Genomic DNA, 14,972 nt, shown 5'->3' with positions numbered 1-14,972 from the left:
GAGGCGGGATCAGTCGCGATACCCGGGATTCTGGCGATCGAGCAGCCGCTTCAGCGCGTCGAAATGCAGGTCGAAGCCGGATTTCGCGCGGTTGGTCAGGGCCGTGCCCGTGATCTGCGCATGCACATGCTTGACCATCTCCTCGGTGAGATAGCGCAGGGGCTGGCCGGTCCACTGGGCGAAGAGCTGGACGCGGGCCGAGCGCTCGAGCTGATAGAGCCGGTCGTAGGCTTCCGCCACCGTGTGCCCGGCGACCAACACACCGTGATGGGCCATGAACAGGATGGTCTTGTCGCCGAGAATGTCAGCAAGGCGCTCGCCTTCCGCCGGATCACGCGCGAGGCCGGTGTAATCCTCATCATAGGCGATCTGCTCGATGAGTTGCGCCTCGGTGTGTCCTATCGGCAGGAGCCGCTGGTCCTTGAGGCGCGTCAAGGCGCTGGTGTACGGCATGTGCGTGTGCAGAAGCGCCGCGTGCTGGGGCTTGCGCCGGTGGATCGGCGCATGGATGCAATAGGCGGAGCGCTGCAGGGCGCCGTCGCCGTCCAGCACGCGCCCCTCATAGTCCACCGTCAGGAGACCGCTCGCGGTCACCTCGGACCAGTGCAGGCCGAGCGGGCTGACATAGAAGCGGTCATCGGTGCCGGGGACCGCCAAAGTAAAGTGGTTGTAGATGCCCTCGCTCATCTCCTGGATGACGGCGAGGCGCTGGGAGGCGGCAAGATCGATCCGCGCCTGACGCTGCTCGGCGGTTTCCTGCCGGCGATCATGGGCGGGGGCGAGGTTCTGGGTCACGGCATTCATCGGATGAGTTCCTGAAGGACTGCGGGCGAGCGCCGGGGCGGCTCATTCCACGGATGTGCGGGGGTTGAAGAGGTCGTTGAGGCCATTGCCGATGAGCATGAAGCTCATGACGGTGAGGAAGATCGCGCCACCTGGCAGCGCGGTCATGTACCAGGCGGTGCGGAGCATCGGGCGGCCAGCGCCCACCATGCTGCCCCAGCTCATGACATTGGGGTCGCCGAGCCCGAGGAAGGACAGCGAGGCGTCCGACAGGATCGCCTGGGCGACGAGGATCGAGGCCGCCACGACGACGGGCGCGAGGCTGTTCGGCAGCACATGGCGCAGGATGACACGCGCCGGGCTCATGCCCATGGCGACCGCCGCCAGCACGAAATCGAGCTGCCGCACCCGGAATGCCTCGGCGCGCACCAGCCGGGCGATCTGCGGCCAGGATGTAATCCCGATGGCGAAGGTGATGCTGGCGATCGATGGGCCGAGGATCACCACGATGATGATGGTGAAAAGGAGCCCCGGCATGGTCTGGAACAACTCGCTGATGCGCATCAGGATATCGTCCACCACGCCGCCGCAGTAGCCCGCCAGCGCCCCGAAGGTGACGCCGACGATCAGCGCGACGGCTGTCGCGGCGACACCGACGATCAGCGAAATGCTCGCCGAATGCGCCATCGCTGCCGCCATGTCGCGCCCCATCATATCCGTCCCCAGCGGAAAACGGGGATCGACGCCCGGCCAGAGGTTAGCCGGTCCCACCATGTCGCGGGGGTCGCCCGGATAGAGCATCCCCGCGGTCAGTGCGATGAAGACGATCACCGCGAGCAGCAGGCCACCGACGATGAGGGCGCGCGATGTCTTGAAGCGCCCGAGCCCGATGAGCCGTGGCAGGGCGAGCGCGACCGCCGTCAGCGCCGAACCTCCACCCGCGGATCCAGCACCGCGTAGAGCAGGTCCACGAACAAGTTGACCACGATCACGATCATCGATGAACATAGGAAAATCCCGAGCAGGAGATTGACGTCGCGGGAGAAGACGGCTTCATGCGCCAGCCGGCCGACCCCGGGCCACCCGAAGACGGTCTCGGTGACGATCGTGCCGCCGAAGATGGCGCCGACCTGCAGCCCCGTGACGGTGACGATCGGCAGGAGGGCGTTGCGCAGCACATGGCGCAGGATGAGGCGCAGGCCCCCTACCCCCTTGGCGCGCGCCGTGCGGACGAAATCCAGTCCATAGACCTCGAGCATCGCCGAGCGTGTAATGCGCACGTAGATCGACAGAAAAAAGAGGCTGAGCGTGAGCGCGGGCAGGACGAGATGAACCGCCACGTCGCGCATCTCGTCCCAATAGCCCGCGTAGCCCGCGCCGATCGTGACGAGCCCCGCCGAGGGCAGCCAGCGCAATTCGATCGAGAACACAACGATAAGCATCAGCCCGACCCAGAAGAGCGGGGTCGCGAAGCCCATGGTGGAGATGACCGAAATCGCCTCGTCGAGAAGACCGCCGCGGTAGCGCGCGGCAATCGCGCCGAACGTGACACCGACAATCAGCGCGAAGGCGATCGCGGTGAGCGAGAGCAGGATCGTTGCCGGCAAGCGCTCCGAGATGAGATCAATCACCGCCATGTTCTGCCGGAACGAATAGCCGAGATCGAAATGCAGGATGTTGTAGATATAGTTGAAGAACTGCTCATGGACCGGAATGTCGAGGCCGTAGAGCTTCCGCAGACTGTCCATATATTCCGGCGTCGCCGAGCCGGACTCTCCCGCCATTACGTCCACGAGGTCGCCCGGCGTCAGCTTTAGCAGCACGAAATTGACGAGAATGATCGCAAAGGCCATCGGAATGGCCTGGATCAGCCGGCGCAGGACATAGACAAGCGAGGATGACATTGCCCGGCTCCTAGAAGACGGCTGCCTGGCCGCCGTCGACGGCGACCAGCGCGCCGACCACATAGCTGGCGCGCTCGCTGGCGAGGAACACGGCGACGTCGGCGATCTCATGGGCCTCCCCGTAGCGGCGCAATGGCGTCTCCGCCTGTCCGCGCGCCAGAGCTTCCTCACGGCTGATGCCAAGCCTTTCCTGCTCAAGCGCCAAGTTCTGCTCTACCCGGCTGGTCAGTGTGATGCCGGGATTGATGGCGTTGATGCGAATGCCGTAGCGCGCGTAGTATTTTGCGAGCCCAAGCGTCGAGAGCAGCAACGCCGCGTTAGCTGAGCCGCCGGGCAGGTGGTTGTCCGCAGGAAATCGCCCACCGGTGCCGACGATATTCACGATCGCGCCGATCTGGCGAGGCGGCGGCGCCGTGCCGTCCGTTTCCGCGCGAGCACGCAGGCGCTTCAGAACGGCATCCTGCGCGTGGATATAGGGAAAGAACTTGGCCTCCAGCCCAGCGCGCCATGCGGCGGGATCGAGCGCCTCCGCCGGCGTGCGCCGCGCCGCGCCGGCGCTGTTGACGAGCACCTCGATCGGACCGAGCCGGGCCTCCACCTCATCGATGGCGCGCGCCGCCTCGGCCGCATCGCCGAAATCGGCGACAATCGCGTGGATGCTGTACCCTTTGCCCCCGAGCAGATCCTTCCCCCGCGCCAGATTGGTGGGATCGCGCGAGGCGATGGCGACACGCGCGCCTTCGCGGGCGAAGGCCTCGGCCGCAGCTAACCCGAGGCCCTTGCTGCCGCCCGTGACCAGCACGACTTTACCTGTCAAACCGAGATCCATGACCTGTCCTCACCATCAGTCCGCATGTTGATCGATGCATTCAATAGTACATCGTGATCGGCGGCGGCGTATCATTGGTGTAGTAATTGCCGACGACCTTGTATTTATAGGACGTGGCGTCGTGGGTCGTGTGTGTCCGCGCGTTGCGCCAGTGGCGGTCCAGGTTGCGATGGCTGAGGGTCGCAGAGGCGCCGCCGACCTCGTAGAGCAGTTCACCGGCCTTGAGCGCGGCTTCGTTGCAGACGATCTTCGCCTCGGCCACCGCGATGGAAGCCTCGATCAGGACCGGCTCCACCTCCGACCAGGGCGTAGATCCGGTCAGCCAGCGCTGGTGCCAGATGTCATGGGCGTGATCGACCGCCTCCGCCGCCCAGAGAAGCGCGGCGCGGGCGGTATGCGCGCGAGCCGCGATGTCACCGACCGTGTAGAGCACATAAGGGTCGTCGCCGGCGCGCGTCACGCCGCTTTCGGCCTGCACGCGCGCATTCTCCCGCACGAAGCGAGTGGTGTCGTCCAACGCGGCAAGCGCGATCCCCACCTCGATGGTGGAATGGAGCAACTGGGTGCCGGCGGCCTGGTAGTTGCGCGTGCTGCCCTCCTTGGCGTCGAAGGGCATGACCTCGTCGGCCGACACCGCGACGTCATGGAACTCCGTGGTGCCGCTCGCCGTGCCGCGCTGACCCATGGCGCGCCAGTCGTCGATCTGGTGCACGCCCTCGCGCGTCTTCGGAAAGAGCACGGAGACGGTCCGGCCGTCCTCATCCCGCGCCGTGACGCGCAGGATGTCGGCCATCAGCCCGCCGGTGCTGTAGAATTTCGTGCCGTTGAGTCGGAAACCCGCGCCGTCGCGCGTCAATGTGGTCGCGATATCTGTGCGGACCTTGCTGCCGCGCTCGGTAGTGGCGCCGCTGACGATGGCGCCATGGCGGATCGCCCGGAGCCAGCGGCGGCGTTGTGGCTCCGTCGCCATCAGCCGGATGCGCTCCACCGTGGTGAAATGCGGCAGCAGCACCTGGGCGACGCTGGAATCCCCCTTGGCGAGCAGGATCAGCACCTTGACGGTGTTGGCGTAGGAGAGATGCGGACCGCCATAATCGCGCGGCAGGCGAATGGCGCTGAGGCCCGCCTTGCGAACCGCTTCGAGCTCCGCATGCGGATGGCGGCTCTCCCGATCCCGCTCGGAGGCGCCGGCGGCGAGTTCCGCGCTCAGCGTCTTCGCGGCGGCGATGAAATCGGAGGCCGACTGGTGAGGTGAGACGACTGGATCGCGATAACGCCCCAAGGCTGGCACGTCATCTGTCGCCGTGTTGGCGAGGGATAGCTCTACACTGGACATTCACAGGTCCTGAATTCTGATGGAGGCGGATCCGGGCGCCGTCATTCGGCGGGAATGCCGACGGTCGCCGGATGGGCGTCGTAACGGAAGGCATGCCCCGGATGGCGAGGGCCGAGCCGGGCATGGCCGAAGAATTTCTCGCGCAAGGGGCCTGGCCGGTAGGCGGTCTTGAAGACGCCCCGGTTCTGCAGTTCGGGCACGACGAGATCCACGAAATCCTCGAGATTGCGCGGCTCGACCACACGGGTGAGATTGAAGCCATCGACCCCCGCCTCATCGACCCAGGCGAGGAGTTCGTCTGCGACCTGCGATGGCGTGCCGACGATGAACGGCCCGCGTCCGCCAACCTCGCCGAAATCCGCGAGGTCCCTCACCCTCCATACCCTGTCGGGGCTACGGATGGTCATGGCCTCCAGCTTCGATTGCACGCTGTTGTTGTTCTTCACGAAGCGCACCGGGTCGTCCGGCCCGTAGTCGCCGAAATCGATGCCAGTCCAGCCCGACAGCAGCGCGAGCGCGCCCTTCACATCGAGATGGCTGCGGTACTCCTCATATTTGTCGCGGGCCTCGGCTTCTGTCGGCGCAACGATCACGGTGGCGCCGACGAAGATGCGGATATCGTCGGGGTGCCGGCCGAAACCGATGGCGCGGCGCCGGATATCGGCCGCGCTTTCGGCCAGCTGCTTCTTGCTCTGGTTTGTAAACACGCATTCCGCGTGGCGTGCCGCGAAGGCGCGGCCGCGCGCCGAAGTCCCCGCTTGGTAGAGAAGCGGCGTGCGCTGGGGCGAAGGCTCGCTCAGGTGAATGGCGTCGAGATCGAAATACGTGCCATGGTGGCTGATGCGATGCACCTTCTCAGGCCGGGCAAAGACACGGCCCCCCTTGTCTCGCACCGCCGCGTCATCCTCCCACGAGCCTTCCCAGAGCTTGTAGACGAGGTCCAGGAACTCGTCGGCCCTATCATAGCGCTGGTCATGGTCACGCACCGCCTTGTCGCCAAGCGCCTTCACGCCGCTTTCGAGATAGCCGGTGACGATGTTCCAGGCGATGCGGCCCTTGGTGAGATGATCGAGGGTCGAGAAGCGGCGCGCGAGGTAGTAGGGTTGCTCATAGCCCACCGAGGCGGTGACACCGAAGCCGAGGTGCTGCGTGGCGGCCGCCATCGCGGAAATCAGCACGGACGGATCATTGCTCGGGATCTGCGCGCCAGCCGCGAGAGCCGCATCAGGCGAGCCCTTGTAGACGTCGTAGACACCCGAGACATCGGCCAGAAAAATGCCATCGAGCAAGCCGCGTTCGGCGGTGCGGGCGATGGCGATCCAGAAATCAAGGTCGGTGTAATCGATCGCGCGATCGGCAGGATGGGTCCATAGGCCGGCCCAGCTATGGCCGGGAGCATTCATGTGGAACGCGTTGATCGCAATTTCCTTCGGCATGCCGATCTCCACTGAAAAAGGGCAGCCCGTCAGGCCGCGTTGTAACGGAAGGCAGCGCCGGGGTGCGGCGCGGCGAGGCGCGCGTGTCCCGGGCCGAACAGCTTCTCGCGATAGGTACCGGCGGCGTATTGGCGCTTGTAAGCGCCGCGTCTCTGCAGCTCCGGCACGACGAGATCAATGAAATCGACATAGGTTTCGGGCGCGACGGCATAGGCGAGATTGAACCCGTCGGCGCCGGTTTCCTCGACCCAGGCCTCGATCTCATCCGCGACCTGCTCGGGAGAGCCGACGATGACGGGCCCCTGGCCGCCGATACCGGCGTGGCGCGCGATGTCGCGCAGGGTCCATTGCCGGTTCGGATCGGCGACGGTGAAAGCCTCGATCGTCGAGACCACGCCATTGTCACGATCCTCGTAGCGCAGCACCTCATCGAGGTCGCGGCCCGCGAGGTCAATGCCGGTCCAGCCGGAAAACAGCACGAGGGCGCCCTCGTGGCTGATGTAGGAGCGGTATTCCTCGAGCTTCGCCTGAGCGGCGCGCTCGTTCTCGCCGACGATGACGGTCATGAGGGGAAAGAACAGGAGATCGTCTGGATGGCGCCCGTTCTCGGCGGCGCGGCGCCGCACGTCGCTGATCACCTTGGCGGCGACCGTCTTCGTCGGCGCGGCGAGAAACACGCCCTCGGCGTGGCGTGCCGCGAAGGCGCGCCCGCGCGTCGAGCCGCCGGCCTGGAACAATACGGGCGTGCGCTGGGGCGACGGTTCCGTCAGGTGGATCGCGTCCAGCTTGTAATGCGTGCCCTGATGGCTGACACGGTGGACCTTCTCCGGGCGCGCGAAGACACCCTCCTCCCGATCCCACAAGACGGCGTCATCCTCCCAGCTCCCTTCCCAGAGCTTGTAGACAACCTCCATGAACTCATCGGCGATGTCGTAGCGCTGGTCATGCGGGACGATCGCGTCCCGCCCCATGCCCTTCGCGCCCGCCGACGACTTGCCCGTGACGATGTTCCAGCCGACGCGTCCGCGCGTCAGCTGGTCAAGGGTCGAGAAACGGCGCGCAAAGAGATAGGGCGGCTCGAAGGAGAGATTGCCCGTGACCGCGAAGCCTAGGTTGCGGGTTGCATGCGCCATCGCCGGGATCAACAGCGTGGGATCGTTGGTCGGCACCTGCGAGCCATGCGTGAGCGCCGCATCGAGATTGCCGCCGTAAACATCGTTGGGCCCGATGCCGTCGGCGAGAAAGATGGCGTCGAACAACCCCCGCTCCAGCGTGCGGGCGAGGTCGACCCAATAGTCGAGATCCTTGTAGGCGGTGGAACGGTCCCGTGGATGTCGCCATAGCCCTGGCGACTGGTGAACCGGGCGGCCGACAACGAAGGCATTGAAGCGGATTTCCCTGGCCATGGCGCGATCTCCCGATCCTTAAGGCTCGATCCAGACGTTCGACAGCGCGGCGAGCGCGGCATCGGGTCCAGTGCCAAGACCATGGACCTTGCGGTTGTAGAGGGTCACGTGCCGCATCTCGCTGAGCGGCAGAATGGGGAGATCCCTCATGACGAGGACCTGCAGTTCGTCGAACAGCGCCTTGCGCTTGACCGCATCCGGCTCGATCTGGAAGGCGCGGATGACCCGATCCGCCTCGGGATTGTTGTAGCCCGAGTTGTTGGAGGCCGGCACGCCGCGCACATGGTTGGTGGAGATGATGAGGCGCGGCAGGCCCATCTCCGGGTCCATCATGACGGCGATGGTATTGCTGTCGGTATCGAAGTCCCAGTCCGAATAGACCCGCCTGGTCCAGGTGGGATAATCCTGTCCGCGCAGCACGAAATCGATGCCGACACGCTTCAGATTGTCACGAATATAATCGCCGGCGTATTTGTAAGTCTCTCCGAACGGCAGATAATCGTGCGTGATCGAGAAACGCGCACCGTTGTCCTTGCGCGGATAGCCCGCCTCATCGAGAAGTTTTTCCGCCGCGGCCGGATCGTAGTCGTAGCTTGGGACTTCCGGATTGTGGAACCGCGTGAGATGCGACGGCACGGGACTGATAGCCGGCTTACCGAATCCGTACCAGACTGTATCGATCAGCCCCTGCCGGTTAATGGCATGGGCAATTGCGCGCCGGACGCGAACATCGGCCAGGACGGGATTGCTGAGATTGAGATCGAGCAGGAAGACGTGTGACTGAAAGGCATAGCCCCGCGTTTCAACAGCCAGCTCAGCACTAACCTGGAGGCGCTTGACGTCCGCCAGCGGCACGGCCGTGAAGGGCGCGTAAAGGACCTCGCCCGTCTCCAGCGCCGCGGCGCGCGAGGCCGCATCCGGGATTACGCGGAAGATGATGCGGTCGAGATAAGGCTTGCCCACCTCCCAGTAATCGGGGTTTTTCTCCAGCAGCACATATTGGCCCCTCTTCCACTCCTTGAAGCGGAACGGACCTGTCCCGACCGGCGCATTGTTGTACGGGTTCTTGAGAATATCCGTGTTTTCATAGAGGTGCTTGGGCAAAACTTGCGATTCAGCGGCATTGAGCGCGCTCAGGATCACAGGCGCTGGCGCGTTCAGGTGGAAGACCGCGGTATGGGCGTCCGGCGTCTCGACGTCCTCAAGCGACGCGAAGGTGACACGCCCCCGCGCATGCAGCTTCTTCCACAGCTCAAGCGCGCTGAACTCGACGTCGGCTGAGGTGAACTCCGCTCCGTCATGCCATTTCACCCCCTTACGCAGGTGGAAGGTGATGGATCTGCCATCCGCCGGCACCTCCCAACGCTCGGCAAGGCCGGGTTGGGGGGCCATGCTGTCGTCATAGCGCAGCAAGCCGTCATAGACGTTCGCGCTGACCGAGCCGTTGGCATAGTTGTTATTCACGACACTGTTGAGCGAGGTCGGTTCGGGCTGGATCACCGTCACCAGCGTGCCACCACGGGCCGGTGCTTCGGCAAGCAGCGGGGTTGCCGCCAGCGCTGCGCCCGCCCCGGCCGCCGTCTGCAGAAGTCTGCGGCGCGTGAGCCTTGGTGACCCTCGTGGAGCGCTTGCTGACACTGATGACACGTGAACCTCCGCCGATGGCGAGCCGTGGACGCCGCTCGCGGCACATGAGCGGATGGTTTGCGATTGAAAGGGGTGCCTGCGGCAGCACTCCGCCGCAGCTTGGAATCATCAATAGCACATGTTTTCATTTTTTCTATAGATTTTATAGACAAAAAAATCAGTCCATGCGAACGTCACTCTGTCCGGACCTGCTGCGGCGCCTCGCGCTCCACGGTTCGCATCCATAAACCCGTTGTTTTCAAAGACATTTCAAGGAACGATCATGCCCGCGAGATCCGGCGGCACCCGCCCTACCATCAGCCACCTGCAGCGTACCCGGCTCCCCCGGGTTCGGTATTTGCAGACCGCGCTCGCCTGTTTCTCGCTGTTGCTCGGCTTGGCAGCAATTGGCTTGCCACCATCACTTGGACAGGCACAGGAAAGCGGGGCCCCCGTGCCGGTGCGGGGAGGCACCTTGATCGCGGCGATCGAGCCGCAGCCGTCGGTGCTGACGACGGTGTTCAACAATCAGTATGCGAATGCTGTGCTGTCGACGAACATCTTCGATGGTCTGTTGCGTTATGATGAAAACCTGGCGCCGCAGCCGAGCCTTGCCGAAAGTTGGGAGGTTGCGCCGGATGGCAAGTCCATCACCTTTCACCTGCGCAAGGGCGTGAAATGGCACGACGGCGAGGAGTTTACGTCGGCCGATGTGAAGTTCAGCGCGCTCGAGGCCTGGAAGAAAACCCATACGCGCGGGAGGCTCACCTTCGCGGCTCTCCAGGATGTCGAAACTCCGGATAAATATACAGCGATCTTCCACCTGGAGACGCCGTCTCTTGTTATTCTGAACGCGCTCAACGCTGCGGAATCGCAAATCATTCCAAAGCACATCTTCGCAGGGTCAGCTATACCCACAAATCCGGCCAGCGCCAGGCCGATCGGCACCGGGCCATTCCGCTTCAAGGAGTGGAAGAAGGGCCAGTATATCGAGCTGGAGCGCAATCCCGACTACTGGGATGAAGGCAAGCCGTACCTCGATCGCATTATTTTCAAGGTCATTCCTGATACGGCAAGTCGCGCTGCCGCGCTGGAAACCGGCGAATTACTGTTCGCGCCTTATGACGCTGTTCCGTTCGGGGATGTCGCTCGCCTGCGCAAGGATCCTAATCTGCGTTTCGAGACGCGTGGCTATGACTATCACTCACAGTTCTACCTGTTGGATTACAACCTGCGAAATCCCATTCTCGCCAACCTGAAAGTCCGCCAAGCGATCGCCCGCGCCATCAACAAGCAGGGGTTGATCGACACCGTGTGGTACGGACTTGGCAGGCCCTCCACCGGCCCTATCCCGTCCAGCGTCAAGACTTACTATACGCCCGATGTCCAGCAGTACGACTTCGACCCAGCAGCTGCGGAGAAGCTGCTCGACGACGCAGGTTATCCGCGCAAGGCGGATGGCACGCGATTCGACCTGAATATAGACTTCACCGCGGTTGGCGACGTCACCGCCAATTCAGCCGAATATATCCGCCAGAGCCTCAAGCGCGTCGGCATCAACCTCAAGCTCAACAACCTCGATGATCCCTCCTATTTAAGGAAGGTCTACAAGGACTACGATTACGACTTGAACCTGCTCCAGATCTCACCGCTGATCGATCCGCAGATGGGGCTTTTCCGACTTTACTGGTCCAAGGCGCAGGCGCCGGGCGTGCCCTATGTCAACGCGTCGAGCTATGCGAGCCCGGAGACCGACCGCATCATTGAGGCGATCCGCATCGAGGGTGATCCCGAGAAACGCGTGAAGCTGTTTCATGACCTGCAACGGGTCGTGACATCGGACCTGCCGCTCGTGCCGCTGTTCGAAATGCAGCATTTCACCTTCTACAACAAGAAGGTGCACGGCGTGAACACGACGCCGGACGGCGCGATCTCGTCGCTCAAGAACGTCTGGCTGGAGCGCTGAGCCCCCACCCCTCGCCTGATCCGTTAGGCCGCCGGCCTGTCACGCCGGCGGCCGAGCCGTGACCGATTGAACAGGACAGCACCAATGGCGCAGCCATCCCTGGCCCGCATCCCGTCATCAAGCCCTCACGATGGCCAGGCGCTCGTCGCGCTGTCAGCCGCATTCGGCGAGAAACTCGCCGCCGGGGCGGCCGCGCGCGACAGCGAACGCCGCCTGCCCTTCGCGGAGATTCGCGAGCTGGCGGCCTCTGGCCTGCTTGCCGCCCGCGTGCCGGCGGAATACGGCGGGCCTGAGGTGTCGATGGTCGACTACGCCCGCATCATTCTCAACCTCGCCAAGGGCGACCCCAATGTCGCCCAAGCGGCGGCACCCGTCTTTCCCAATGTGGAGAAGGTGCGGATCTATGGCAGCGAAACGCAGAAGCGGCGTTATTTCGACCTCGTGCTGGACGGCCGCCTGTTCACGGGCAATGCCGCAGCCGAGCGTGGCGGCAAGCGCATCGGCGACATGACGACCCGCGTGACGCGCAATGCCGGCGGCTATCGCCTCAATGGGCGCAAATATTACGCCACCGGCACGCTCTTTGCGGAATACGTGCTGGTGACCTCCCACCTCGGCGATGACAGCCGCGCGGCGGTCATTGTCCCAACTGATCGCGAGGGCGTCACCGTCACCGACGACTGGGACGGGATGGGCCAGCGCACGACGGCGAGCGGCACTGCGGTGTTCGACAATGTGCGGCTCGATCCCGACGAGATCATGCCGATCCCCGCCTATGGCCAGCGCCGCACCTACGAGGGCGCCTATGCCCAGCTGATGCATGCGGCGCTCGATGCGGGCATCGCGCTGGCCGCGCTCGAAGACGGCATCCGCTATGGCCGCGACGGCGCCCGCCCCCTCCCCGAGGCGGGCGTGGAGCGCGCCGCGGACGATCCTTACGTGCTGCACACGATTGGTGAGATGGCGATCCAGACCCATGCGGCCGTCGCGCTGGTGGAGCGCGGCGCGGCCTTGCTGGATCGCGCCGTCGAGGTCTTCTTCAGCGGGAAGGATGCCGACCGACTGCTGGGCGAGGCCTCCATCGCCGTCGCCGAGGCGAAGTTTCTGTCGAGCGAAGCCTCCATCAAGGTCAGTGAGATGATCTTCCGCATTGGCGGCGCCTCCGCCACATCGCGCCAGCGCAATCTCGACCGCCATTGGCGGAACGCGCGTACCCACACCACCCATGATCCTGTTGCCTACAAGGCGCGCGCCGTCGGCGACTTCTACCTCAATGACGCATTGCCTCCCATCAACACCAAGATATGATCGCCCCCTCTCGAAGCGGGTGGGAGCGGCGTGGATGACGAGGCTGTGCATTTTCGGAGCGGGCGCCGTGGGCAGCCACCTCGCCGCCAAGCTCATTCGCTCCGGCAACGCCGATGTCTCACTCGTCGCGCGCGGCGCCCATCTCGCGGCGCTGCGGGATAACGGCCTGACGCTGCGTGGCGTGGGGAAGAGCTTCACCGTCCCCGTCGCGACGGCGACAGACGATCCAGACAGCCTGCCGCCGCAAGACGTCGTGGTCGTCGGGTTGAAATCCCACAGCCTGCCGCCGGTTGCCGCTCAACTCGGCCGGCTTATCGCACCGGACGGTGTCGCGCTCTTCTGCCTCAATGGCATCCCATGGTGGTGGAACCATGGCCTGCCCGGAAAGGCCGGGCCCCTTCCGCTCATCGACCCCGATGGCGTGCTCTGGAAGGAGGTCGGCGCGAAACGGGCGCTTGGCGTGATCGTCCAGTCACCCAACGAGATCGTTGCGCCGGGCGTCGTCGAAAATGCGAGCGACAGCAATCACTTCCTGCTGGGCGAACCGGACTGCAACACAAGCCCTCGCCTGGACGCCAGCCTGGCGCTTCTGCAATCAGCCGGCATCGACGCTATGCGTTCGCCCAACATCCGCCGGGATGTCTGGGCGAAGCTTCTCCGCAATGCCTCCAACGGACCGCTCGCCGCGCTGACACGCCTCGTCGGCGCTGAACGCAACGCATTCCCTGAACTCGGCGCGGTTGGCCAGGCCATCATCACCGAGCTAGTCGCCATCGCGGGCGCGCAGGGCTACGATATGGGCACAGAGGTGGGCACAGAGGCGGCCGAAAGAGGCAAGGGGCCGCGGGCCCAGGCTCTCGCAGCCGTTCGCCCCTCGATGCTTCAGGACCTGCTGCAGGGCAGGCCGATGGAGGTCGAGAGCCAGCTCGGCCAACCCGCGCTCTTCGCCGATGAAGTCGGGGTTGCGGCCCCAACCCTCAAGACGGTGCTCGCGCTGCTGCGCGGGCTCAACCACGCGATAACCCGCGGCGCATCGCCCAAAGCGGACGCGTGAGGACGGACCATCCAAGCATTCAAGCGCTCGGAACGTCAGGACATGGGCGCCGGCCGCGACCGCACATCAAGGCAAGTCGTCCAGCGCCAGGGTGTTGCAGACCAATCCGTATCCCTACATATCCACGATCGGCGCGAAACCGCCAAAGATCATGCGTTTTCCGTCGAAGGGCATGGTCGAGCCCATCTCCTTCATGCGCAGGTCGGACATCATCTTGGCATGGGCCGCGTCTCGAACTTCCTTTGAAGGATATTCGAACCAGCTGAAGACGACGACCTCACCCTCCTCGGCCTTCACGGCACGGCGAAAATCCGTGACCTTGCCGTCCGGCACGTCGTCACCCCAGCATTCAACGACGCGTGTCGCGCCGAACTCCTTGAACAAGGGCACCGCATCAGCGGCGTGCTTGCGATAGACTTCCTTGTTCGCGGCAGGCACCGCGGCAACGAACCCTTCCACGTATTTCATCATTCTTCTCCTCCCTGAGGCTGCTGACCTGTCACACCAGCGCGAGGCGCCATAGATACGTTGATATCAACTTATCTATAGCTTGTCAAAATTGCCTTGCCTCCATGGTCCACCTCTCCTTCCGCGCAGCCCGCGGGCTCATGCGTCGGCGAGCGGCCAGCGGCCCTTCTCATGGTATCGTCCTAGTCCGCGTTCGCTGTGAATAAGTGTGAAGGCCGTGGCCTTGAAACGGATCGGACCAATCGACTGAAAGGGCACCGGCCCCGGACAGTAGGCCAGCGTCATATGCGGCTTGAAAGTGTCTGCCGCGCGTAGGCCATGGCCCCGCATGGCTTCGACGAGCGACTCGTGCAGACGCTGGAGAGAACCGGCTTCCGCCAGCAGCACGAGGGGATGTTTGCGCTCCCCGCCGCCGCGCTTGGGTGCTGGCCGAAAACTCCCCACCGAAGAGAAGGTAACCTCGAACGCCTGCCCACCGATGGTGCGAGCAGCGAGCTCCGACGCATAAACCTTGTGCGTTGGCAGCCGTTTGTAGTCGCCCACGTGGTACAGCGACACATGGAGGCGCCCTGGTTTCAGGACGTCTCCCTGGATCGCGTTCAGCTGCCGAAAGGCGGTGCTGAAGCGCGCGATCTTTGCGGCGGATCCACGGTCTGGAAGCAGGCAGAAAAACAGCCTCTCGGGCAACTTCGGCCGCCAGGGCTCGTCCCGGAATAAATCAAGCTGATCTTGCATGACGGGCGCTCCCCTACGCAATAATCGCAGCCCGATCCCATTAAATTGGCGACCGGGCCGCCGAGACGCGCGACAACGCTAGAGCCTCTTGGTAGATGCCCGAAACGACCTGCAGTATAGA

At 64.1% G+C, this 14,972-nt stretch carries 13 protein-coding genes; 3 read left to right on the top strand and 10 right to left on the bottom strand.

From position 1 onward, the window contains the following. Window positions 1-9: 9 nt before the first annotated feature. From KIO76_RS17555 to KIO76_RS17520, 8 genes are read right to left on the bottom strand one after another with little or no spacing between them, the layout of a single operon-like run. Window positions 10-804: a class II aldolase/adducin family protein gene (locus tag KIO76_RS17555; RefSeq protein WP_213324445.1), complete on the bottom strand. Its 795-nt coding sequence runs from the start codon at window positions 802-804 to the stop codon at window positions 10-12. Between the two features lie 42 nt (window positions 805-846). Further along, window positions 847-1,791, bottom strand: a complete 945-nt coding sequence (locus KIO76_RS17550; protein ID WP_213324444.1) for an ABC transporter permease — start codon at window positions 1,789-1,791, stop codon at window positions 847-849. Beyond that, entirely contained in the window at window positions 1,704-2,687 is a 984-nt protein-coding gene (locus tag KIO76_RS17545) for an ABC transporter permease (protein ID WP_213324443.1), read from the bottom strand. The genes KIO76_RS17550 and KIO76_RS17545 overlap by 88 nt, the downstream gene beginning before the upstream one ends. A gap of 10 nt (window positions 2,688-2,697) precedes the next feature. After that, complete coding sequence (locus KIO76_RS17540; protein WP_213324442.1) at window positions 2,698-3,516, bottom strand: SDR family NAD(P)-dependent oxidoreductase; 819 nt, start codon at window positions 3,514-3,516, stop codon at window positions 2,698-2,700. Window positions 3,517-3,556: 40 nt separating this feature from the next. Further along, the gene (locus KIO76_RS17535) at window positions 3,557-4,852 is read right to left on the bottom strand and encodes an acyl-CoA dehydrogenase family protein (protein WP_213324441.1); all 1,296 of its coding nucleotides are present in this window, start codon (window positions 4,850-4,852) and stop codon (window positions 3,557-3,559) included. A 41-nt stretch (window positions 4,853-4,893) separates the two neighbouring features. Further along, complete coding sequence (locus KIO76_RS17530) at window positions 4,894-6,288, bottom strand: LLM class flavin-dependent oxidoreductase (RefSeq protein WP_213324440.1); 1,395 nt, start codon at window positions 6,286-6,288, stop codon at window positions 4,894-4,896. 29 nt (window positions 6,289-6,317) lie between these two features. Further along, on the bottom strand, window positions 6,318-7,694 hold the full coding sequence (locus tag KIO76_RS17525) for an LLM class flavin-dependent oxidoreductase (RefSeq protein ID WP_213324439.1): 1,377 nt from the start codon (window positions 7,692-7,694) through the stop codon (window positions 6,318-6,320). Window positions 7,695-7,712: 18 nt separating this feature from the next. Continuing rightward, window positions 7,713-9,341: an ABC transporter substrate-binding protein gene (locus KIO76_RS17520; RefSeq protein ID WP_213324438.1), complete on the bottom strand. Its 1,629-nt coding sequence runs from the start codon at window positions 9,339-9,341 to the stop codon at window positions 7,713-7,715. 262 nt (window positions 9,342-9,603) lie between these two features. Between KIO76_RS17520 and KIO76_RS17515 the strand changes: the two genes are divergently transcribed. The 3 genes from KIO76_RS17515 to KIO76_RS17505 all read left to right on the top strand — a co-directional run bounded on the left by KIO76_RS17515 (window position 9,604) and on the right by KIO76_RS17505 (window position 13,648). After that, complete coding sequence (locus KIO76_RS17515) at window positions 9,604-11,286, top strand: ABC transporter substrate-binding protein (protein ID WP_213324437.1); 1,683 nt, start codon at window positions 9,604-9,606, stop codon at window positions 11,284-11,286. A gap of 84 nt (window positions 11,287-11,370) precedes the next feature. Next, window positions 11,371-12,594, top strand: a complete 1,224-nt coding sequence (locus KIO76_RS17510) for an acyl-CoA dehydrogenase family protein (RefSeq protein WP_213324436.1) — start codon at window positions 11,371-11,373, stop codon at window positions 12,592-12,594. Window positions 12,595-12,628: 34 nt separating this feature from the next. Next, complete coding sequence (locus KIO76_RS17505) at window positions 12,629-13,648, top strand: ketopantoate reductase family protein (protein ID WP_213324435.1); 1,020 nt, start codon at window positions 12,629-12,631, stop codon at window positions 13,646-13,648. A gap of 114 nt (window positions 13,649-13,762) precedes the next feature. Here the strand turns inward: KIO76_RS17505 and KIO76_RS17500 are convergent, their stop codons facing one another. Continuing rightward, window positions 13,763-14,116, bottom strand: coding sequence for a DUF1428 domain-containing protein (locus KIO76_RS17500; protein ID WP_213325323.1), 354 nt, complete (start codon window positions 14,114-14,116; stop codon window positions 13,763-13,765). Window positions 14,117-14,254: 138 nt separating this feature from the next. Then, the gene (locus tag KIO76_RS17495) at window positions 14,255-14,851 is read right to left on the bottom strand and encodes a 2'-5' RNA ligase family protein (RefSeq protein ID WP_213324434.1); all 597 of its coding nucleotides are present in this window, start codon (window positions 14,849-14,851) and stop codon (window positions 14,255-14,257) included. Window positions 14,852-14,972 lie beyond the last annotated feature (121 nt).

The organism is Chelatococcus sp. YT9 (assembly GCF_018398315.1).
In the GTDB taxonomy this organism is placed as follows: Bacteria; Pseudomonadota; Alphaproteobacteria; order Rhizobiales; family Beijerinckiaceae; genus Chelatococcus.
This window is presented reverse-complemented; position numbering and strand designations above follow the sequence as displayed.

Excerpts from the sequence above, each read along its gene's own strand:
- KIO76_RS17540 (WP_213324442.1), bottom strand. The coding sequence starts at position 3,516 with ATGGATCTCGGTTTGACAGGTAAAGTCGTGCTGGTCACGGGCGGCAGC.
- KIO76_RS17510 (WP_213324436.1), top strand. The coding sequence starts at position 11,371 with ATGGCGCAGCCATCCCTGGCCCGCATCCCGTCATCAAGCCCTCACGAT.
- KIO76_RS17530 (WP_213324440.1), bottom strand. The coding sequence starts at position 6,288 with ATGCCGAAGGAAATTGCGATCAACGCGTTCCACATGAATGCTCCCGGC.
- KIO76_RS17550 (WP_213324444.1), bottom strand. The coding sequence starts at position 1,791 with ATGTTCATCGATGATCGTGATCGTGGTCAACTTGTTCGTGGACCTGCT.
- KIO76_RS17555 (WP_213324445.1), bottom strand. The coding sequence starts at position 804 with ATGAATGCCGTGACCCAGAACCTCGCCCCCGCCCATGATCGCCGGCAG.
- KIO76_RS17535 (WP_213324441.1), bottom strand. The coding sequence starts at position 4,852 with ATGTCCAGTGTAGAGCTATCCCTCGCCAACACGGCGACAGATGACGTG.
- KIO76_RS17505 (WP_213324435.1), top strand. The coding sequence starts at position 12,629 with ATGACGAGGCTGTGCATTTTCGGAGCGGGCGCCGTGGGCAGCCACCTC.
- KIO76_RS17545 (WP_213324443.1), bottom strand. The coding sequence starts at position 2,687 with ATGTCATCCTCGCTTGTCTATGTCCTGCGCCGGCTGATCCAGGCCATT.
- KIO76_RS17515 (WP_213324437.1), top strand. The coding sequence starts at position 9,604 with ATGCCCGCGAGATCCGGCGGCACCCGCCCTACCATCAGCCACCTGCAG.
- KIO76_RS17495 (WP_213324434.1), bottom strand. The coding sequence starts at position 14,851 with ATGCAAGATCAGCTTGATTTATTCCGGGACGAGCCCTGGCGGCCGAAG.
- KIO76_RS17525 (WP_213324439.1), bottom strand. The coding sequence starts at position 7,694 with ATGGCCAGGGAAATCCGCTTCAATGCCTTCGTTGTCGGCCGCCCGGTT.
- KIO76_RS17500 (WP_213325323.1), bottom strand. The coding sequence starts at position 14,116 with ATGAAATACGTGGAAGGGTTCGTTGCCGCGGTGCCTGCCGCGAACAAG.